This is a genomic window from Actinoplanes rectilineatus (assembly GCF_000962825.1).
In the GTDB taxonomy this organism is placed as follows: domain Bacteria; phylum Actinomycetota; class Actinomycetes; order Mycobacteriales; family Micromonosporaceae; genus Actinoplanes; species Actinoplanes rectilineatus.
The window spans coordinates 54,767-72,686 of the sequence record NZ_JZKF01000022.1 but is presented as its reverse complement, the minus strand read 5'-3'; the positions used below and the strand labels follow the sequence as shown (position 1 = coordinate 72,686).

At 70.0% G+C, this 17,920-nt stretch carries 21 protein-coding genes and 1 pseudogene; 15 read left to right on the top strand and 7 right to left on the bottom strand.

Translation table 11 applies throughout. The features are described 5' to 3' along the window. The first annotated feature begins 36 nt into the window (after window positions 1-36). The 4 genes and pseudogenes from ribD to ribH all read left to right on the top strand — a co-directional run bounded on the left by ribD (window position 37) and on the right by ribH (window position 2,836). Complete coding sequence (ribD, locus tag WH85_RS18625; RefSeq protein WP_045743175.1) at window positions 37-1,101, top strand: bifunctional diaminohydroxyphosphoribosylaminopyrimidine deaminase/5-amino-6-(5-phosphoribosylamino)uracil reductase RibD; 1,065 nt, start codon at window positions 37-39, stop codon at window positions 1,099-1,101. Beyond that, window positions 1,102-1,701 (top strand): riboflavin synthase, encoded by a 600-nt coding sequence (locus WH85_RS18620; RefSeq protein WP_045743174.1) that lies wholly within the window; start codon window positions 1,102-1,104, stop codon window positions 1,699-1,701. It begins immediately after the preceding gene. After that, window positions 1,694-2,284 (top strand): annotated as a pseudogene (ribB, locus tag WH85_RS18615) (3,4-dihydroxy-2-butanone-4-phosphate synthase); the annotation flags it as partial. The gene WH85_RS18620 and the pseudogene ribB, both read left to right, overlap by 8 nt. 75 nt (window positions 2,285-2,359) lie before the next feature. Next, on the top strand, window positions 2,360-2,836 hold the full coding sequence (gene ribH, locus WH85_RS18610; protein ID WP_045743173.1) for a 6,7-dimethyl-8-ribityllumazine synthase: 477 nt from the start codon (window positions 2,360-2,362) through the stop codon (window positions 2,834-2,836). 214 nt (window positions 2,837-3,050) lie between these two features. Here the strand turns inward: ribH and WH85_RS18605 are convergent, their stop codons facing one another. Genes WH85_RS18605 through WH85_RS18595 form a run of 3 tightly spaced genes read right to left on the bottom strand, consistent with a single transcriptional unit; the run spans window position 3,051 to window position 5,502 of the window. Then, window positions 3,051-3,791, bottom strand: coding sequence for an amino acid ABC transporter ATP-binding protein (locus tag WH85_RS18605; protein WP_045743172.1), 741 nt, complete (start codon window positions 3,789-3,791; stop codon window positions 3,051-3,053). Then, window positions 3,791-4,630 (bottom strand): amino acid ABC transporter permease, encoded by an 840-nt coding sequence (locus WH85_RS18600; protein ID WP_045743171.1) that lies wholly within the window; start codon window positions 4,628-4,630, stop codon window positions 3,791-3,793. The genes WH85_RS18605 and WH85_RS18600 overlap by 1 nt, the downstream gene beginning before the upstream one ends. Then, the gene (locus tag WH85_RS18595) at window positions 4,627-5,502 is read right to left on the bottom strand and encodes an ABC transporter substrate-binding protein (RefSeq protein ID WP_045743170.1); all 876 of its coding nucleotides are present in this window, start codon (window positions 5,500-5,502) and stop codon (window positions 4,627-4,629) included. The genes WH85_RS18600 and WH85_RS18595 overlap by 4 nt, the downstream gene beginning before the upstream one ends. Before the next feature lie 79 nt (window positions 5,503-5,581). Between WH85_RS18595 and WH85_RS18590 the strand changes: the two genes are divergently transcribed. The 9 genes from WH85_RS18590 (at window position 5,582) to pheT (ending at window position 13,392) form a co-directional block, all read left to right on the top strand. After that, window positions 5,582-5,845, top strand: a complete 264-nt coding sequence (locus WH85_RS18590) for a phosphoribosyl-ATP diphosphatase (RefSeq protein ID WP_045743169.1) — start codon at window positions 5,582-5,584, stop codon at window positions 5,843-5,845. A 41-nt stretch (window positions 5,846-5,886) separates the two neighbouring features. Beyond that, the gene (gene hisG / locus WH85_RS18585; protein ID WP_045743168.1) at window positions 5,887-6,729 is read left to right on the top strand and encodes an ATP phosphoribosyltransferase; all 843 of its coding nucleotides are present in this window, start codon (window positions 5,887-5,889) and stop codon (window positions 6,727-6,729) included. Beyond that, window positions 6,729-7,175 (top strand): PH domain-containing protein, encoded by a 447-nt coding sequence (locus tag WH85_RS18580; protein ID WP_045743167.1) that lies wholly within the window; start codon window positions 6,729-6,731, stop codon window positions 7,173-7,175. Before hisG ends, WH85_RS18580 begins: the two co-directional genes overlap by 1 nt. A 351-nt stretch (window positions 7,176-7,526) precedes the next feature. Further along, window positions 7,527-8,153, top strand: coding sequence for a translation initiation factor IF-3 (gene infC / locus WH85_RS18575; protein ID WP_045743166.1), 627 nt, complete (start codon window positions 7,527-7,529; stop codon window positions 8,151-8,153). A gap of 55 nt (window positions 8,154-8,208) precedes the next feature. Further along, window positions 8,209-8,403, top strand: coding sequence for a 50S ribosomal protein L35 (gene rpmI / locus WH85_RS18570; RefSeq protein ID WP_014446292.1), 195 nt, complete (start codon window positions 8,209-8,211; stop codon window positions 8,401-8,403). Between the two features lie 38 nt (window positions 8,404-8,441). After that, complete coding sequence (rplT, locus tag WH85_RS18565) at window positions 8,442-8,834, top strand: 50S ribosomal protein L20 (protein WP_045743165.1); 393 nt, start codon at window positions 8,442-8,444, stop codon at window positions 8,832-8,834. A 73-nt stretch (window positions 8,835-8,907) separates the two neighbouring features. Then, on the top strand, window positions 8,908-9,681 hold the full coding sequence (locus WH85_RS18560; RefSeq protein ID WP_045743164.1) for a TrmH family RNA methyltransferase: 774 nt from the start codon (window positions 8,908-8,910) through the stop codon (window positions 9,679-9,681). 167 nt (window positions 9,682-9,848) lie between these two features. Continuing rightward, window positions 9,849-10,910 (top strand): phenylalanine--tRNA ligase subunit alpha, encoded by a 1,062-nt coding sequence (locus WH85_RS18555; RefSeq protein ID WP_045743163.1) that lies wholly within the window; start codon window positions 9,849-9,851, stop codon window positions 10,908-10,910. A gap of 4 nt (window positions 10,911-10,914) precedes the next feature. After that, window positions 10,915-13,392: a phenylalanine--tRNA ligase subunit beta gene (gene pheT, locus WH85_RS18550; protein ID WP_045743162.1), complete on the top strand. Its 2,478-nt coding sequence runs from the start codon at window positions 10,915-10,917 to the stop codon at window positions 13,390-13,392. 89 nt (window positions 13,393-13,481) lie between these two features. Here the strand turns inward: pheT and WH85_RS18545 are convergent, their stop codons facing one another. Together WH85_RS18545 and WH85_RS18540 are read right to left on the bottom strand one after the other, a co-directional pair. Then, window positions 13,482-14,099, bottom strand: a complete 618-nt coding sequence (locus tag WH85_RS18545) for an isochorismatase family protein (protein WP_045743161.1) — start codon at window positions 14,097-14,099, stop codon at window positions 13,482-13,484. A 24-nt stretch (window positions 14,100-14,123) separates the two neighbouring features. Beyond that, window positions 14,124-14,561 carry a MarR family winged helix-turn-helix transcriptional regulator gene (locus WH85_RS18540; protein WP_045743160.1) on the bottom strand — a complete coding sequence of 146 codons (438 nt, stop codon included), beginning with the start codon at window positions 14,559-14,561 and terminating at the stop codon, window positions 14,124-14,126. Between the two features lie 73 nt (window positions 14,562-14,634). Here WH85_RS18540 and WH85_RS18535 point away from each other — a divergent pair, with 73 nt between their 5' ends. Beyond that, window positions 14,635-14,853 (top strand): hypothetical protein, encoded by a 219-nt coding sequence (locus tag WH85_RS18535; protein ID WP_045743159.1) that lies wholly within the window; start codon window positions 14,635-14,637, stop codon window positions 14,851-14,853. On the opposite strand, the gene WH85_RS18530 is transcribed toward WH85_RS18535, so the two are convergent. After that, on the bottom strand, window positions 14,854-15,159 hold the full coding sequence (locus tag WH85_RS18530; RefSeq protein WP_045743158.1) for a hypothetical protein: 306 nt from the start codon (window positions 15,157-15,159) through the stop codon (window positions 14,854-14,856). 35 nt (window positions 15,160-15,194) lie between these two features. Between WH85_RS18530 and WH85_RS18525 the strand changes: the two genes are divergently transcribed. Continuing rightward, window positions 15,195-15,878 carry a class I SAM-dependent methyltransferase gene (locus WH85_RS18525; protein ID WP_045743157.1) on the top strand — a complete coding sequence of 228 codons (684 nt, stop codon included), beginning with the start codon at window positions 15,195-15,197 and terminating at the stop codon, window positions 15,876-15,878. An 816-nt stretch (window positions 15,879-16,694) separates the two neighbouring features. Here the strand turns inward: WH85_RS18525 and WH85_RS18520 are convergent. Then, window positions 16,695-17,462, bottom strand: a complete 768-nt coding sequence (locus WH85_RS18520; RefSeq protein WP_045743156.1) for a GNAT family N-acetyltransferase — start codon at window positions 17,460-17,462, stop codon at window positions 16,695-16,697. Window positions 17,463-17,920 lie beyond the last annotated feature (458 nt).

Below are 17,920 nucleotides of genomic sequence, written 5' to 3'. Positions count from 1 at the left end.
CTCTCGCGCGTGATCGATCCGCGCGAGAGGAACACGATGACCGAGGACGAGGCGATGCGCCGCGCTGTCGCGCTGGCCGCCAAGGGTCTCGGCACCACCAGTCCCAACCCCGTGGTCGGCTGCCTGCTGCTCGACCCCGGCGGCGAAGTGGTCGGTGAGGGCTTCCATGTGTACGCCGGCGGCCCGCACGCCGAGATCGTGGCGCTGGCGCAGGCCGGTGAGCGGGCCCGGGGCGGAACCTGCGTCGTCACGCTGGAGCCGTGCGACCACACCGGGCGCACCGGCCCGTGTTCGCACGCGCTGATCGCCGCGGGCGTCCGCCGGGTGGTCGTCGCCGTCGACGATCCGACGCCGATGGCCGCGGGCGGCGCGAGCACGCTGCGGTCCGCCGGTGTCGAGGTGGAGTCCGGTCTGCACCGGGCCGCCGCGGAGGCCGGCAACATCGCCTGGCTGACCGCGGTACGCCGGGGCCGCCCCTACGTGACCTGGAAGTTCGCCGCCACACTCGACGGTCGTTCGGCCGCCGCGGACGGTTCCAGTCAGTGGATCTCGTCGCCCGCGTCGCGCGCCGACGTGCATGTGCTGCGCAGCACCGTGGACGCGATCGTCGCCGGGGTCGGCACCGTGCTCGCCGACGATCCGCAGCTGACCGTGCGGGATCTGCGGGACGGCACGCTGGCGATCAAACAGCCTCTGCGCGTGGTGGTGGACTCACGGAGGCGTACCCCGGAGAAAGCCCGCGTGCGGGATGCCGCGGCACCCACCTGGATCGTCACCGCGGAGGCGACCGGCGCAGGCCCGCAGGGTCGTGTCGATCTGAGTGTGATGCTCACCGAGCTGTATGCGCGCGGGGTGCGCAACGTCCTCCTGGAGGGCGGCCCCACGCTCGCGGGCGGCTTCCTGGAGGCCGGACTGATCGACCGGGTGGTCGGTTATGTCGCGCCGAAGCTGCTGGGGGCCGGCCGCGCCGCCCTGCAGGACGCCGGGATCGGTGCCATCGCCGACGCGGCCGTCCTGGAATTCACCGACATCGCGCAGATCGGCGGCGACCTGCGCTTCACCGCCACGCTCCGCCACGAGCTCCGACAAGGGGAGATCTGAATGTTCACCGGCATCGTCGAGGAACTGGGTGAGGTCGTCCGTCTCACCGAGGGCAGCGAGGACTCGGCGGTCATCGCCGTCCGCGGTCCGCTGGTCACGTCGGACGCCCGCGACGGCGACTCGATCGCCGTCAACGGCGTCTGTCTGACCGTGATCGACAACGTGGACGGCGTGTTCACCGCGGACGTGATGGGCGAGACGCTGCGGCGTTCGTCGCTGGCCGCGCTGGCCGTCGGCGGCACCGTCAACCTGGAGCGGGCCGCCGCGCTGGGCAGCCGTCTCGGCGGTCACCTGGTGCAGGGGCACGTCGACGGGGTGGCGACCGTGATCGGCCGTGAGCCGGCCGACAAGTGGGAGGTGGTGACCTTCTCGCTCCCCGCCGAGCTGGCCAGATACGTCGTGGAGAAGGGTTCGATCACCGTCGACGGGGTGTCGCTGACGGTCATGGCGGTCACCGCCGACACCTTCTCGGTGGGTCTGATCCCGGCCACGTCGAAGCACACCGTGCTGGGTTCCAAATCGGCCGGTGATCCGGTCAACCTCGAGGTCGACGTGATCGCCAAGTACGTCGAGAAGATGCTGGGGAGCCGGGATGTCTGAGCGGGTGGAACGCGCGATTGCCGCGATCGGGAACGGTCAGGCGGTGATCGTGGTCGACGACGAGGACCGCGAGAACGAGGGCGATCTGATCTTCGCGGCCGAGCACGCCACGCCGGAGCTGGTGGCGTTCATGGTCCGGTACACGTCGGGTTACATCTGCGTGCCGCTGCCGGAGGCCGAGGCGGACCGGCTGGACCTGCCCCCGATGTTCCGCACCAACCAGGACAAGCGGGGGACGGCGTACGCGGTGACCGTCGACGCCGCCGCCGGGGTGAGCACCGGCATCTCGGCCGCCGACCGGGCGCACACCATCCGCCTGCTGGCGTCGGCGGACACCCGCCCGGACGATCTGTCGCGTCCGGGGCACGTGGTGCCGCTGCGGGCGAAGCAGGGCGGCGTGCTGAGCCGGCCCGGGCACACCGAGGCGGCGATCGACCTGGCGGTGCTCGCCGGGTGCCGGCCGGCGGGGGTGCTCTGCGAGATGGTCAACGACGACGGCACCATGCAGCGCCTGCCCGACCTGGAGCGGTTCGCGGCGGAGCACGGCCTGGTGCTGATCAGCATCGCCGAACTGGTCGTCTACCTCCACGAGCGTTTTGGGGTTTTGTGGGGAAAACAGCCGGTTGAGGCGGGAAGATAATGATGAAGGGGGACTTATATGGCCGGCTTTGGTGACCCGCACATGGAGACCGTCGACGGATCCGGGCTGAAACTCGGCATCGTCGGGTCCCGGTGGCACAACGATCTCGTCGACCACATGATCAGCCGGGCCGAGGAGGCCGCGAAGGCGTGCGGCGTCGCGAACGTGCTCACCGTGCGGGTGGCCGGCTCGGTGGAACTGCCCATCGTCGCGCAGGCGCTCGCCAAGAAGTGCGACGCGGTGGTTGCGCTCGGCGTTGTGATCAAGGGCGAGACACAGCATTTCGAGTACGTGTGTGACGCCGTCACCGAGGGCCTGATCCGGGTGGCGCTCGACGAGCAGAAACCGGTGGCCCACGGCGTGCTCACCGTGCACAGCCTGGGCCAGGCCCGCGACCGGGCGGGCCTGGAGGACTCGATCGAGGACAAGGGCTGGCAGTGCACGGTGGCCGTGCTCGACGCGGTGCTCGCCATCCGCGAGGTGCAGAAGGCGTGACCCCACACCGCTGTGTTGATTTAGGGCGTGCTGCGCGCCCTAAATCAACACGCGGGCGGGGGTGTGTTGATTTGCGGCGCGCTGCGCGCCCGAAATCAACACAGCGGGCGGGGTGTGTTGGTTTGTGGCGTGCTGCGCGCCCGAAATCAACACAGCGGGCGGGGTGTGTTGGTTTGTGGCGTGCTGCGCGCCCTAAATCAACACACCGGTGTTTCTAGAGGCGGCCGGCCTCGATGATCCGGCCCAGGAACTGACGGGTCCGCGCCTCCAGGGGATCGCCGAGCACCTGCTCCGGCGGTCCCTGTTCGAGCACCCGGCCCGCGTCCAGGAACGCCACCCGGTCGGCGACCTGCTTGGCGAACCCCATCTCGTGGGTGGCCAGCACCATCGTCATGCCCTCGCCCTTGAGCTCACGGATCATGGTCAGCACCTCGCCGACCAGCTCCGGGTCGAGCGCCGAGGTGACCTCGTCGAGCAGCAGCAGCCGCGGGTTGTTGACCAGGGCCCGGACGATCGCGACCCGCTGCTGCTGGCCGCCGGAGAGCCGGTCCGGGTACGCGCCCGCCTTGGCCGCCAGCCCGACCCGCTCCAGCCAGGTCATCGCCTGGTCCTTCGCCTCGGCGGCCGGCCGCTTGTGCACCCGGATCGGCGCCAGCGTGATGTTGTCCAGCACCGTCATGTGCGGGAACAGGTTGTACGACTGGAAGACCAGTCCGATCTTCTGGCGTACCTTGTCCGGGTCGGCCCGCGGGTCGGTGATCTCGGTGCCGTCCAGCAGGATCGCGCCGTCGTCGATGTCGGTGAGCAGGTTGACGCAGCGCAGCAGCGTCGACTTGCCCGAACCGGAGGCGCCGATCAGCGCGATCACCTCGTGCTCGGCGACGTCCAGGCTGAGGCCGTCGAGGATGACGTGGTCGCCGAACACCTTCCGGACGTCGGTGCAGGAGAGAAGCATCAGGACCCCGCGTTCTGGCGGCGGGCCGCCCGCAGTGTCACCCAGTCGGTGACGCCGATCAGGGGCAGGGCGAGCAGGACGAAGAGCACCCCGGCGACGATGTACGGGGTGAAGTTGGCGTCCTCGGCGACACCGATCTGGGCCGCCCGGATCGCGTCGATGGGACCGGCCAGCGAGATGAGGCCGACGTCCTTCTGCAGCGCCACGGTGTCGTTGAGCAGCGGCGGGGCGACCCGGCGGACCGCCTGGGGCAGGACCACGTGCCGCATCGCCTGGCGGTAGCTCAGGCCCAGGGACCGGGCGGCGGCGATCTGGCTCGGATGCACCGACTCGATGCCGGCCCGGAACACCTCGGCGAGGTACGCCCCGTAGGTGACGACGATCGCGGCGCCGCCGAGGACCAGCACGTCCGGGGTGCCCTGCAGGCGCAGCCCGGGGATGCCGAACGCGTACAGGTAGATCACGATGATCAGCGGCAGACCGCGGAACGAGTACGTGTATCCGGTGGCGATGGCGCGGACGGGGAAGAACACCGGCCCGCGCAGTGTCCGCAGCACGGCGATCAGCAGGCCCAGGGAGAGCGCCGCCGCCGCGCAGAAGACCAGCAGCTTCAGGTTGAGCCAGAGGCCGTCGAGGATCGCCGGGAGGTGGCGCTGTGCCACGTCGAGATCGAAGAACGACTGCTTGACCCGGTCCCAGCCGGGTGCGCCGGTGACGCCGACGGCGAGCAGTGTGCCGACGACCGCGGTGGACACGGCCGCGAGCAGAACCGAGCGGATCGCCTGCCGTCGCCGGTAGGCGATCCGCTCGAGTTGCCGGGTGCTGGGTTTGTGCTTCACGAGAGTTCGGGCGCTCCCGCGCTGTCGGCCAGCCAGGTCTTCTCGAGCACCGCGAGGGTGCCGTCCTGGCGCAGCTGGTCGACGGCCTGGCTGACACATCCGGTCAGCGAGGAGCCCTTGTCGAGGAGGACGCCGAACTGCTCGGGGACGCCGACCTGGGGCAGCTGGCCGATGATGATGCCGTTGTCGAGCTCGGCGCCGGTCATGTAGAACGCCGTCGGCAGGTCGACCACGATGCCGTCGACGGTGCCGTTGACCAGGGCGGCCTTGGCGTCGTCGTTGTTGTTGAACACCGAGGCGCCGGTGGCCGGCTTGATCAGGTCGGTGATCGCCTGGTAGCTCGTGGTGCCGACCTGGGCGCCCAGCTTGGCCTTCTGCAGGTCGGCGATCGACTTCGCGTTCTCGATCTTCGAGCCCTTGACGGTGATCACGGTCTGCCGGGCCAGGTAGTACGGCGAGGAGAAGTCGACCGCTTTCCGGCGCTCATCGGTGATCGAGACCTGGTTGATGTCGATGTCGAACGGCTTGGGTCCCGGCGCGATGGCGTTGGTGAACGTCACCGACGCCCACACCACGTCGGTCTTCGCGTATCCGAGGCGCTCGGCGATCTGGTAGGCCACGGCGGATTCGAACCCCTCACCGCTGTCCGGTTTGTTGTTCTTGAACCATGGCTCGTAGGCGGGCGTGTCGGTGCCGATCGTGAGCTTGCCCGTCGTCAGGGTGGCGAGCGTGCCGGGCGCGCAGGCGGCGGCGGAGGACGATGCGGAGGCGCTGGTGGTGGCGCTCTCCTCTTCCACGGGGGAACATGCCGTGACGGTGGCGAGCAGGAGCGCTGCGCCGCCGACGGCCACGGGGGTGAATCGGCTGACCATGCCGGGCAGCTTAGAAGACTGTCCCACGGGCTGGGGCCGTTCGTGGTCAAGACGTGATGAGCTGCAAGAATCGTGTCCCGTGAAGACGTTCGAAGAACTGTTTGCCGAGTTGCAAAGCAAAGCGGCCGAGCAGACACCCGGTTCGGGCACCGTGGAGGCGCTGCAGCGCGGTGTCCACTTCATCGGCAAGAAGGTCGTCGAAGAGGCGGCCGAGTCGTGGATGGCGGCCGAGCACGAAGGCCCCGAACGCGCCGCCGAGGAGATCTCTCAGCTGCTCTACCAGGCCCAGGTCCTGATGATCGCGACCGGGCTCGAGCTCAAGGACGTCTACCGACATCTCTGACGTGACCCCGATCCGTCCGTCAGATTCGAAGGAGCACGTCAATGCTGCGCATCGCCATTCCGAACAAGGGGACCCTGTCCGCACCGGCTTCACAGATGTTGCGGGACGCCGGTTACCGCCAGCGGACCGACCCCAAGGATCTGCTCTGCCGTGACGAGGGCAACAACGTCGAGTTCTTCTACCTGCGGCCGAAGGACATCGCGACGTACGTCGGCTCGGGTGATCTGGATCTCGGCATCACCGGCCGGGACCTGCTCGTCGACTCCCGGGTCACGGCCACCGAGCTGCTCGACCTGAACTTCGGCCGGGCGACGTTCCGGTGGGCGGTGCCCGCGGGCACGCTCACCAGCGCGGACGAGATCGGTGGCAAGCGGATCGCCACGGCGTACCCCGGGGTGGTCGGGAGTTATCTGGCCGAGCACGACCTCAAGGCGGACGTGGTACGCCTGGACGGCGCGGTGGAGAACGCGGTCCGCCTGGGCGTCGCCGACCTGATCGCCGACGTGGTGGAGACCGGGGCGACACTGCGCCAGGCCGGCCTGGTCACGCTCGGCGAACCGATCATGCAGTCGTCGGCGATCCTGATCGGCCGCGACGCGGAGCCACCGGCCGGGGCGTCGCAGCTGCTGCGCCGGCTGCAGGGGGTGCTCGTCGCCCGCAGCTTCGTGATGCTCGCGTACGACGTCCGTGCCGACCTGCTGGAGCAGGCCACCGGCCTGACCCCGGGTATCGAGTCACCGACCGTGTCCCCGCTGCACCGTGAGGGCTGGGTCGCGGTGCAGGCCATGGTGCAGCGCGCCGACGTACACCGCATCATGGACGAGCTCTACGAACTCGGCGCCCGTGCCATCCTCGTCACCGACATCGCGAACTGCAGGCTGTGATGACCTCTGTGATCTACCGACCGAAGAAGATCCGCTGGGTGGCCGGCCCGATGGCCGCCGCGGTGGTCATCCTGTTCACCGTGCTCAGCTTCGGGCTGACCGGTAACGCCGGCTTCGAGAACTCGCAGGCCACGTTCCAGCGCGGCGACCAGCTCGCGATGATCGGCGTCGGGATCCTGATCGGCCTGGGTGTGCTGGCGTTCTGCCGGCCGCGGGTGGCCGCGGACGCCGAGGGCGTACACGTGCGCAACGTGATCGGCGGGTACGACCTGCCGTGGAACGTGGTGGCCGCGGTCCGGTTCGACCGGAACTCGGCGTGGGCGCACCTCGAACTGCTCAACGACGATCAGGTGCCGGTGCACGCTCTGCAGGCGGTCGACAAGGACTACGCGGTGGACGGGGTCCGCGCGCTGCGGGCCCTGCACGCCGACGCGACAACCGCCTGATAGACTCACGGTAGTCGACCACGTCTCCCGCTTACTCTCTTCGCCGAGAGCCGAGCGGGGGCGCGAAAGAGGAGCCCGCAGGTTCCCACCCGAGTCATTGACTATGGCCGGGTCCGGTCAACCCGACGGGAATGATCCTGTCCGGGTGCGCGTCCTCCAGGACGCCGATGACCGGTCGAGCGGGCCCCGGCATGCGCTGATTTCCGTCAGCCGCACGCGGGGCCTTCTGCTTTCCCGGCGTCCCGCCTCGGCGGGACACTCGGGGCCGACCGCCATTGGCACCGCCGCACGACCGGTTCGTGACGGCGGAGAACAACGTTCTGAGGAGGCCCCATCAGCGTCGAACCACGCGTGAACGAACAGATCCGGGCTCGTGAGGTCCGCCTGGTCGGTCCGGAGGGTGAGCAGGTCGGCATCGTGCCGCTCGAGCGCGCTCTCCAACTGGCTGCGGACGTCGACCTGGACCTGGTCGAGGTTGCTCCGATGGCGCGGCCGCCGGTGTGCAAGCTCATGGACTTCGGCAAGTTCAAGTACGAGAGCGCACTCAAGGCCCGCGAAGCTCGGCGCAACCAGCAGCAGACCGTCATCAAGGAAATGAAGCTGCGGCCGAAGATCGACCCGCACGACTACGCGACCAAGAAGGGTCACGTGGTGCGGTTCCTCAAGGCGGGCGACAAGGTCAAGGTGACGATCATGTTCCGCGGTCGTGAGCAGAGCCGCCCGGAGCTGGGTTTCCGGCTCCTGCGCCGGCTCAGCGAGGAGATCTCGGAACTGGGCTTCGTCGAGGCCAGTCCGAAGCAGGACGGCCGAAACATGATCATGGTGCTGGCTCCGCACCGGGCCACCAAGGCCGCCGCGGCCGCCACGATCGCCGCCAACGCACGTCCGCCGCGTGAGCCGCGCGAGGGCGATGTCGAGGGCGACGCCGTCGAGACGGAGCCGGCGGCCGCCGAGGTCGTCGAAACCACCGCAGAGTAGTCAGCTTTTCCCCGCGTCCCCCCGGTCGCGGGGAAAGACCAGAAAGAGGCGTCAAGTGCCGAAGATGAAGAGCCACACCGGCATGGGTAAGCGGGTGAAGGTCACCGGCAAGGGAAAGCTCGTCACCGAGCAGGCCGGCAAGCGTCACCTGCTGGAGCACAAGTCTTCCCGGGTTACCCGCCGGATGACCGGAACGGTCACCGTGGCCAAGGCCGACACCAAGCGAGTGAATAAGCTTCTGGGCCGCTGACGCGCGCCAGACTCGTTCCCCTTAAGGAGTAACTAGAAATGGCACGCGTCAAGCGGGCGGTAAACGCCCAGAAGAAGCGCCGCACGCTGCTCGAGACCGCGAGCGGTTACCGCGGTCAGCGTTCCCGGCTGTACCGCAAGGCCAAGGAGCAGGTGCTGCACTCGATGCAGTACTCGTACCGGGACCGTCGTGACCGCAAGGGCGACTTCCGCCAGCTGTGGATCACGCGTATCAACGCGGCCTCCCGGGCCAACGGTATGACCTACAACCGTCTGATCCAGGGTCTGAAGCTGGCGGGCGTCGAGGTCGACCGGAAGATCCTGGCTGACCTGGCGGTCAACGACGCCACCGCGTTCGCGGGCATCGTCGAGATCGCGCGTGCGGCCGTCGCGGCCGAGGGCACCGGCGGCGCTGCCGCGCAGGCTGCCTGAACTATCGCGTAGCACGTTTGTGAGGCGTCTCCCGGTGATACGGGAGGCGCCTCCTGCCTTTAGGTCGGAGCGCATGTTCACACCCCGTACCCCCAGAATCGTCTCCGCCCGGCGCCTGCAACGTCGCCGGGACCGTGACCAGAGCGGCCGTTTCCTGGCCGAAGGCCCGCAGGCCGTGCGCGAAGCGCTGGCCGCCGGAGTCGTGCTGGAGCTGTTCGGCACGGGCCCCGCCCTGGACCGGTACGCCGAGCTGGCCGCGCAGGCCCCGGAGGTCTCCCCGGTCACCGAGGAGGCGCTGGCCGCGCTGGCCGAGACCGTCGCGCCGCAGGGCCTGGTGGCGCTCTGCGAGCAGGTCGACGTGCCGATCGCCGAGGCGCTGGCCAAGAAGCCGCGCCTGGTCGCGGTGGTCGCCGAGATCCGTGACCCGGGCAACGCCGGCACCGTCCTGCGCACTGCCGACGCGGCGGGCGCCGGTGCGGTGATCTTCGCCGGGGACGCCGTCGACCCGTACAACGGCAAGTGTGTACGCGCCTCCGCCGGCTCGTTGTTCCACGTGGACGTCGTGCGTTCCCCGTTGAGCGTGCTCGACCTGCTGCAGGACTCCGGCCTTCAGGTGCTGGCCACCAGCGGCACCGGTGACGACGATGTGGACTCGCTGCTCGACGGCGGGCTGCTGGCGTCCCCGACCGCGTGGCTGTTCGGGTCCGAGGCGCACGGGTTGCCGGCGTCGGTGCTGTCCGCGGCGGACCGCCGGGTCCGGGTGCCGATCTACGGCGAGGCGGAGAGCCTCAATCTCGCGGCGGCGGCTGCTGTCTGTCTTTATGCCTCGGCCCGCGCCCAACGCTGACGGTATGCTGGGCCGCATGTCGGATCGGAAGTTTATGTGGCCCGCTGGTCGCGGGCGCCGGATCTGACACTCTCCTGCGCTGACTGCCCTGACCGGCGGGCTGCGGCTCAGCCGTGCCTCCGTACACTGCCCGATGGCTCATCCGGTGTGAGGGAGTTCGCCCTACCATGTCCTACCGCAACGATCCGTACGACCCGAAGCAGGCAGCCCTGCTCGACCCTTCGTCGTTGGAGGGCGCTGTCGCCGAGGCGGAGAAGGCGTTCGCCGCCGCCGCCGACCTCGACGCGCTCGCCGCGCTGAAGCCCGCGCACCTCGGCGACCGCTCGCCGGTGTCGCTGGCCCGCCGCGAGATCGGCTCGCTGCCGCCGGCCGCGAAATCCGACGCCGGCAAGCGCGTCAACATCGCCCGCCAGGCGGTTCAGGGTGCCTACGACGCCCGGCTCGCGGAGCTCACGGCCGACCGTGCCGCCCGCGTGCTGGTCGAGGAACGCGTCGACGTCACCCTGCCGTGGACCCGCCGCCCGCGGGGCGCCCGGCACCCGCTGACCACGCTGATGGAGCACATGGGCGACATCTTCGTCGGCATGGGCTACGACATCATCGACGGTCCCCAGCTGGAGCTGGAGTGGGCCAACTTCGACGCGCTCAACATCGGACCGGACAACCCGGTGCGCGGCGCCAGCGACACGTTCTTCGTGGACCTGCCCGGCCTGGTGATGCGGACCCACACGTCGCCCGGCCAGGTGCGCACCATGCTCGACCGGCAGCCCCCGATCTACGTGGTCAGCCCGGGCCGGGTCTACCGGACCGACGAGCTGGACGCCACGCACAGCCCGGTCTTCCACCAGATCGAGGGCCTGGTCATCGACGAGGGCATCACGATGGCCCACCTGCGCGGCACCCTGGACCACCTGGCCCGGTCGCTGTTCGGGCCGGACGCGCGGACCCGCTGGCGTCCGCACTACTTCCCGTTCACCGAGCCGTCCGCCGAGTTCGACGTCTGGTTCGCCGAGCACCGCGACGGCCCGCGCTGGGTCGAGTGGGGCGGCTGCGGCATGGTCAACCCCCGGGTGCTGACCGCCTGCGGCATCGACCCGGACCGCTACTCGGGTTTCGCGTTCGGCATGGGCGTCGAGCGGACCCTGATGTTCCGCAACGGCGTCTCCGACATGCACGACATGGTCGAGGGCGACGTGCGGTTCACCACGAACTTCGGAATGGAGTCCTGAAGCGATGAAGACGTCACTGTCGTGGCTGCGCGAGTACGTCGAGCTGCCCGCCGGGGTCACCGCTTCGGAGCTCGACACCGCGCTGACCGAGCTCGGCATGGAGGTCGAGGGGATCGTCGACCAGGCCGCCACCGTCACCGGTGACCTGGTCGTCGGCCGGGTGCTGACGATCGAGGAGCTGACCGGCTTCAAGAAGCCGATCCGGTTCTGCACGGTCGACGTGGGCAACGAGAAGCCGCAGGAGATCGTCTGCGGGGCGCGGAACTTCGCCGAGGGCGACCTCGTCGTGGTGATCCTGCCCGGCGGCGAGCTGCCCGGCGGTTTCAAGATCGGCGCGCGGAAGACGTACGGGCGCAACTCGCACGGCATGATCTGTTCGGCCGCCGAGCTGGGTCTCTCCGGCGACCACGACGGCATCATCGTGCTGACGCCGTCGGACGCGACCGTGCCCGGTGTGGACGCCCGTCCGGTCGTCGGGCTCGACGAGGTGCTGATCGAGGTCGAGATCACCCCGGACCGGGGTTACGAGATGAGCGTCCGCGGGATCGCGCGGGAGCTGGCCGGGTACTTCGGTGTCCCGTTCACGGACCCGGGTCTCGGGGCCGCCGCTTCCGGGGGCGAGTCGCCTTACGACGTGGAGATCCAGGACATCGTCGGCTGTGACCGGTTCGCCGCCCGCGTGGTCCGCGGCATCGACCCGTCCGCCACGTCCCCCGCGTGGATGCAGCGCCGCCTGATCGCGGCCGGCATCCGGGCCATCTCGCTGCCCGTCGACATCACCAACTACCTGATGCTCGAACTCGGCCAGCCGATGCACGTCTTCGACGTCGACCGCCTCAACGGCGGCCTGGTCGTCCGGCGGGCCCGGGCCGGCGAGAAACTGACCACCCTGGACGGCGTCGCGCGCGTACTCGACGCCGAGGACATGGTGATCTGCGACGAGACCGGTCCGATCTCGCTCGCCGCCGTCATGGGCGGCCAGACCAGTGAATGGCAGGAGGGCACGGTCGACGTGCTCCTCGAGGCCGCCCACTGGGACGCGGTGATGGTCGGGCGCACCGCCCGCCGCCACAAGCTGTTCAGCGAGGCCGCCAAGCGGTGGGAACGTGGTGTCGACCCGCAGCTGGCGCTGGTCGCGCTGGAGCGTGCCGTCGAGATCCTCACCACGCACGCCGGCGGCACCGTCGACCCGGGTGTGCTCGACATCGACAACGTCGTGCCGCCCACGCCGATCACGCTGCCCGCAGCCCTCCCGACCGAGATCACCGGAGTGGTGTACCCGGTCACCCGGGTCATCGAGCTGCTGAACCAGGTCGGGGCCGAGGTCACCGGCGAGGAGACGCTGACCGTCGTGCCGCCGAGCTGGCGTCCCGACCTGCTCGCCCCGATCGACCTGGTCGAAGAGGTGGCACGTCTCGGCGGATACAACGACATCCCCAGCAAGCTGCCCCGGGCCCGGAGCAGCAGCGGCCTCACCCCGGCGCAGAAGCGGCGCCGGTCGGTGGGCCGGGCGCTCGCCGAGAACGGATACGTCGAGGTCCTGTCGTACCCGTTCGCCGCCGCCGGGAGTGCCGACGCCCTCGGCCTGCCCGCCGACGACGCGCGGCGCAACGCGGTGCGGCTCAGCAACCCGCTCTCCGAGGAGGAGCCTCAGCTCCGGACGAGCCTGCTCGCCACGCTGCTCGGCACCCTCAAGCGCAACCTCGGCCGCGGTCACCGCGACGTGGCGCTCTACGAGGTCGGCACGGTGTTCCAGCCCGGCCCGGCGGCCGCCGCGCCGCCGCTCCTGGGTGTCGACCGCCGTCCCACCGACGAGGAGTGGGCGGCCGCGAACGCGGTCGTCCCCGCCCAGCCGTGGCACCTCGCCGCGGTCCTCGCCGGCGACGCGGAGCCCGCCGGCTGGTGGGGTGCCGGACGCCCGGCCACCTGGGCCGACGCGATCGAGGCGGCGCGCATCACGCTTGCCGCGGCGGGCGTTCCCGCGAACACCGTCGGGGTACGCGCTGCGGAGAACGCGCCGTGGCACCCCGGCCGGTGCGCGGCGATCACCGTCGACGGCACGGTCGTGGGCCACGCGGGTGAGCTTCACCCGGCCGTGCTGGCGGCGTTCGACCTGCCGAAACGCACCTCGGCCGTCGAACTCGACCTGGACGCCCTCCCGGACGCCCCGGTCGTCTACGCGCCGACGATCTCCACATTCCCGCCGGCGCTGCTCGACGTGGCGCTGATCCTGGACACGACGGTCCCGGCCGGCGAGGTCCAGGCGGCTCTCGCCGAGGGTGCGGGACCGCTGCTGGAGTCGGTCGCGCTCTTCGACGTGTACGAGTCGGCGCAGGTCGGCGAGGGCAAGCGGTCGCTGGCGTACAAGCTGACGTTCCGCGCGCCGGACCGGACCCTCACGTCCGAGGAGACCATCGCGGCCCGTGACGCGGCTGTGGCCGTCACCGCGTCCCGATTCGGGGCGACCCTCCGCGGGGCCTGATCCCTTCACGGAAAGCGCGTGGTGACCCGACTCGGGTCACCACGCGCTTTCCGTCTGTATGCCCTGGTGTCTCGTCGTACGTCCTGGTGTCAGGGAAGCAGGGCGATCAGTTCGGCGGTGGTGGCGGATTCGGCCATCTTCGGGAAGATCCGTTCGACGCTGTTGCGGTGCGCCTCGGGGTCGATGTCGGTGAGGGCGTCGACGGCGAGCGTGACGTGATAGCCGTGCTCGTGGGCGGCCCGCGCCGTCGACTCCACGCCGAGGCTGGTGGCCACGCCGGTGAGCACGACCTGGGTGATGCCGCGGCGACGCAGGCGCAGGTCGAGGCCGGTGCCGTGGAAGCCGCCCCAGGTGTGCTTGTCGATCACCAGATCGTCGTCGGTGGCCAGGCCTTCGACGAGTAGTTCGCCCGCTCTCACCTCCGGGGACACTTTCGCCGGGGCCGGGGCCGGTGTTGCCGTCGTGGCGTCGGCCGGGGCGGGTGCGGGGCGGCGGGCGTCGATGCGGGTCGAGGTGGCGTCCTGCGGCGAGGCGACGTCACGCAGCAGGATCACCGGAAGTCCGCGGCTGCGGAACGCCTCGGCCAGCGCGATGCTGCGGGCCACCACGTCGGCCGCGGAGTGTGGGGCGAGCGGCGCGGCGAGGATCCGGCGCTGAACGTCGACGACCACCAGCGCGGTCCTCGGGTCGATGGTGGAGACAGGCATGGTGCGGCCTTTCGATAGAGCGGTTCAGAGATCGGAGAGCCGGTCGAGCAGCGCCATCGCCTCGAGGATCTTCTGGCGTTCCGCCTCGGTGTAGTGCTCGGTCAACGCGCTGACCAGCCACTCCTCCCGCTGCCGCCGCCACCCGAGGATGGCCTGCTCTCCGGTGCCGGTGAGCGAGACGATCTGCCGCCGTCCGTCGGCCGGGTCGGGCTCCCGCTTGATCAGGCCGTGTTGTTCGATCACCGCGAGGGTGGCGGACATGGACTGCGGGCGGACCCGTTCGGCCGCGGCCAGCGAACTCATCGTGGCCGGGCCGCCGCGGTCGAGGCGGCTGAGCACCGCCATCTGCGAAGGCGTGAAACTGCCGATGCCGGTGGCCTCCCGCAGCCGCCGCCAGATCCGGCTGAACACGACCCGGGTCTCACCGGCGGCACGCGCCGCCGACGCGGGGATCTCCGTCATGATCCCTACCTTAGATTCTTCAGGTAAAACTGAACAGTCCAGCCTGAAGGAAAGGGTCGGCTAGGGTCGGGGCATGTTCGGCCGAATTCTGCGTGACCTGACCATCAACGATCTGACGGTGGCGGGCCCACTGGTCATCGCCGTGCTCAGCGTCGTCCGCGCGATCCGGGCCGACGACGCCTTCACCCGCTGGTCGTGGGCGGCGGTCGCGGCCGTGATGGTGGTCGTCTGCGTCGGCTACCTGATCGGGGTCGCCCGCAACCGCGCACGCCTGCGCGACGCCGAGGACTGATCAGAGACAGTCAGGTCTGGCGGCCAGGAGAGCTCGGGCGGCCGGGCGTTCCTCGGTCGTGACCCGGGTGCACCCCGACTCGACCAGCGTCCACGCGCCGCCGGCCATCGCCGCGTCGAGCCGTTCCCGCAGGCCCTCCACCCGATGCGGCTCCACGGCGAACAGAATCCGCACGAACGACCGGTCACCATCGGCCGACGTCAGCACCCGGTGTGCCGCTCCGGCCAGCACCCCATCGATAACCATTACCGGATCGTTCTCGGTCACCGGCACGATGATCGCCTGGTGGGCGTAGACCTGTCGCATGGCCGAACGGTAGCCCGGGGTGCCAGCATGACGCCATGACGCGGGGATTCCGGAAGGGCTACACAGGCAGCGGACCAGGCGACTTCACCCCCGACGGCTGCGCGGTCGACCTCTACTCCCGGCTCCCGGCCCGCGGCGAACCGGAGATCATCGCCGCGGCGGCGCCACCACCGGCGACACTCCTCGAACTCGGCTGTGGCGCAGGCCGGGTGACTCACCCCCTGCTCTCCCTGGGGTACGCCGTGACAGCAGTCGACGAATCCCCCGAAATGCTGGACCGGATCCGCGGCGCGCGGACGATCCGGTCCAGCATCGAGGAGTTGGACCTCGGCGAAACCTTCGACGTGGTGCTGCTCGGCTCGTTCCTGATACACGCCCCCCACCCGGTCGGCGACGCCCTGCTGGCCACCTGCCTCCGGCACGCCGCACCCGGCGGCGTGGTTCTGATCCAGCACGAGGGCCCCGACTGGCACAAGAACGTACCCCGCGAATCCCCGCTCGGCGACGGCGTGGCCCGGGCGCTCTCCTCCACCGACCAGGGCGACGGCACACGCCTGATCCGATTCGAGTACGCCTTCCCCGACGCCACCTGGACCCAGGAGTTCCGGTCCCGCCCGCTTTCCGCCGCCCAGTTCGAGGAGACGCTGAACAGGGCAGGCCTGCGCCTGGACCGCCGCCTGACCGAAGACGACACTTGGGCAGCCGCCGTCCCGACCTGAACCGCTCCCCGTCGAACCTTGCTCTGTCGGACTTCGCTTTGTCGGACTTCGCTTTGTCGGATCTCGCTTTGTCGGATCTCGCTTTGTCGGATCTCGCTTTGTCGGATCTCGCTTTGTCGGATCTCGCTTTGTCGGATCTCGCTCTGTCGAACATCTCCCGCTCGGACCTCGCGGTGTCGGACTTCGCCCTGTCCGCGAGCCGAGACCGACGGCAGACAACGGCTCGCCCGCGCCGACGTAACTCAGCCCGACGTGATCACGATCTTGACCAGGGAATCCGTCTCGGCCACTCCCGAGTGGCCTTACGCCCGGCCCGGCCGTCATCCATGGTCGGCCCGCAAGCCGAAACCGACCATGAACGGCGGCTGGCCCACCCCGAGCCGTCGTTGGGGGTTGGTTTCCGCGGGTTGGGTAGCCGTCAGCGACGGCTGGGGACGCCGGGCCGTCGTTGACGGTTGGTTTCCGCGGGCTGAGTAGCCGTCAGCGACGGCTGAGGACACTGGGCCGTCGTTGAGGGCTGGTTTTCGCCGGTTGGGCAGCCGTCAGCGACGGCTGGGGACGCCGGGCCGTCGTTGAGGGCTGGGATCGAACGGCTGTGCGGTGAACCGGTGTGCGCTGACCGACTCCACGGCAGGCCGTGCCGTGCCAACGCCCCGCGCCGTGTCAACGCCCCGCCGTGTCAACGCCCCGCCGTGTCAACGGCACGCCACGCCCGGCCCCGCCACGCCAATGCCACGCCCCGCCACGCCAACTGCATGCCGCGGCACGTGCCGGTGTTGAGGGCTGGGGCGTGCCGTTGGCGTGGCGGTGTGTCAGTCAGGGCAGGGACGGTTCGGGCATCGAGATGTAGAGGCGGTTGCCGGCCCTGCTGAAGCCGACCCGTTCGTACACCCGCCAGGAATCCGGTCCGGACGCCTCCAGCCAGGCGAAGTCGGCACCCCGCGAGAACAGGCGCTCGGTGATGCCCGCGGTGACCGCGCCTGCCACGCCGCGGCGACGGAACGCGGGACGGACCGCGATGCCGGCGATCTCGCTGACCCCGTCGGACGGGACGGTGGCCTGCCCGCCTCCGGCGCAGTCCCCGCCGGAGGTCCGGGCGGCCAGGATGACGCCGCCGTTCTCCTGGAGGCGGCGGAATCGCTTGATCTGGTCCGGGTAGGCGACCGGTGTCCCGCCGAACGCCTCGTTCTGGGCGGCGGCCAGCCCGGCCCGGTCGTCGTCGGTGGCCGGGTCGGCCAGGGTGAAGCCGTCCGGCGCGGGCGGGACGATCAGCGACCCGGGGGTGCAGTTGAGGTAGTCGTGGCGTTCCTCGACGGCGAACCCGGCGTCGAGCAGCAGCGTTTCCAGGCCGGGGGAGGTGACCGTCACGTATTCGAGCCGTGGCCGGCGGCCGGCCTCGCCGAACGCCTTGACCAGGGCGGTCACGTCAGCGGCGGTGATCGGGGCGCCGGGCACCGGAGTCGCGTAGTTGATGAAGGGGCTGTCCGTCTCCGGGTCGATTCCGATGACGAACGGTCCGCTCTCGACGGACTGCCGGCGGGAACGGAGGGTGGACACGACGGAGCGCTGGATGCGCAGATCCATGGTGGGATGACCTTTTCGCGATGAAGAGAGTGCCGTGAAGGCATGCGGGAGCGTCGTGGGGCCACCGCTGAAGCAAACTCAGCAGCGGCCGCTGGGCCGGGCCGAGATCATTGGCGTCACTCTTTCGCAGACAAGAAGGTTCGCAGGCAGAAGGTCCGCAGACAGAAGGTTCGCAGACATCGAGGTCGCGGATGGAGCGGCCCGCAACAAGAGCGGATGGAGCGGCCCGCAACAAGAGCGGATGGAGCGGCCCGCAACAAGAAGCGACAGCGAGAATTTCACAGCACCACGGCGCAGCGCAAGCCCAACCCGGACGGACCGCCGAAGCCCGGCGGCGGCGCAACGGCCCGGACGGCGCACGCAGGTCGCGTGGGAGCCACGGGACTGCTGCGACGCGTACCCCCGAGGGGTTTTGATGATCTTCCGGTTTTTGTCGGTGGTGGCCGCTAGGGTTTCGC

Excerpts from the sequence above, each read along its gene's own strand:
- ribD (WP_045743175.1), top strand. The coding sequence starts at position 37 with ATGACCGAGGACGAGGCGATGCGCCGCGCTGTCGCGCTGGCCGCCAAG.
- WH85_RS18535 (WP_045743159.1), top strand. The coding sequence starts at position 14,635 with ATGTTCGGCCGAATTCTGCGTGACCTGACCATCAACGATCTGACGGTG.
- WH85_RS18520 (WP_045743156.1), bottom strand. The coding sequence starts at position 17,462 with ATGGATCTGCGCATCCAGCGCTCCGTCGTGTCCACCCTCCGTTCCCGC.
- WH85_RS18620 (WP_045743174.1), top strand. The coding sequence starts at position 1,102 with ATGTTCACCGGCATCGTCGAGGAACTGGGTGAGGTCGTCCGTCTCACC.
- hisG (WP_045743168.1), top strand. The coding sequence starts at position 5,887 with ATGCTGCGCATCGCCATTCCGAACAAGGGGACCCTGTCCGCACCGGCT.
- WH85_RS18580 (WP_045743167.1), top strand. The coding sequence starts at position 6,729 with ATGACCTCTGTGATCTACCGACCGAAGAAGATCCGCTGGGTGGCCGGC.
- pheT (WP_045743162.1), top strand. The coding sequence starts at position 10,915 with ATGAAGACGTCACTGTCGTGGCTGCGCGAGTACGTCGAGCTGCCCGCC.
- WH85_RS18525 (WP_045743157.1), top strand. The coding sequence starts at position 15,195 with ATGACGCGGGGATTCCGGAAGGGCTACACAGGCAGCGGACCAGGCGAC.
- WH85_RS18605 (WP_045743172.1), bottom strand. The coding sequence starts at position 3,791 with ATGCTTCTCTCCTGCACCGACGTCCGGAAGGTGTTCGGCGACCACGTC.
- WH85_RS18545 (WP_045743161.1), bottom strand. The coding sequence starts at position 14,099 with ATGCCTGTCTCCACCATCGACCCGAGGACCGCGCTGGTGGTCGTCGAC.
- WH85_RS18555 (WP_045743163.1), top strand. The coding sequence starts at position 9,849 with ATGTCCTACCGCAACGATCCGTACGACCCGAAGCAGGCAGCCCTGCTC.
- WH85_RS18560 (WP_045743164.1), top strand. The coding sequence starts at position 8,908 with ATGTTCACACCCCGTACCCCCAGAATCGTCTCCGCCCGGCGCCTGCAA.
- ribH (WP_045743173.1), top strand. The coding sequence starts at position 2,360 with ATGGCCGGCTTTGGTGACCCGCACATGGAGACCGTCGACGGATCCGGG.
- rplT (WP_045743165.1), top strand. The coding sequence starts at position 8,442 with ATGGCACGCGTCAAGCGGGCGGTAAACGCCCAGAAGAAGCGCCGCACG.
- WH85_RS18540 (WP_045743160.1), bottom strand. The coding sequence starts at position 14,561 with ATGACGGAGATCCCCGCGTCGGCGGCGCGTGCCGCCGGTGAGACCCGG.
- WH85_RS18530 (WP_045743158.1), bottom strand. The coding sequence starts at position 15,159 with ATGCGACAGGTCTACGCCCACCAGGCGATCATCGTGCCGGTGACCGAG.
- WH85_RS18595 (WP_045743170.1), bottom strand. The coding sequence starts at position 5,502 with ATGGTCAGCCGATTCACCCCCGTGGCCGTCGGCGGCGCAGCGCTCCTG.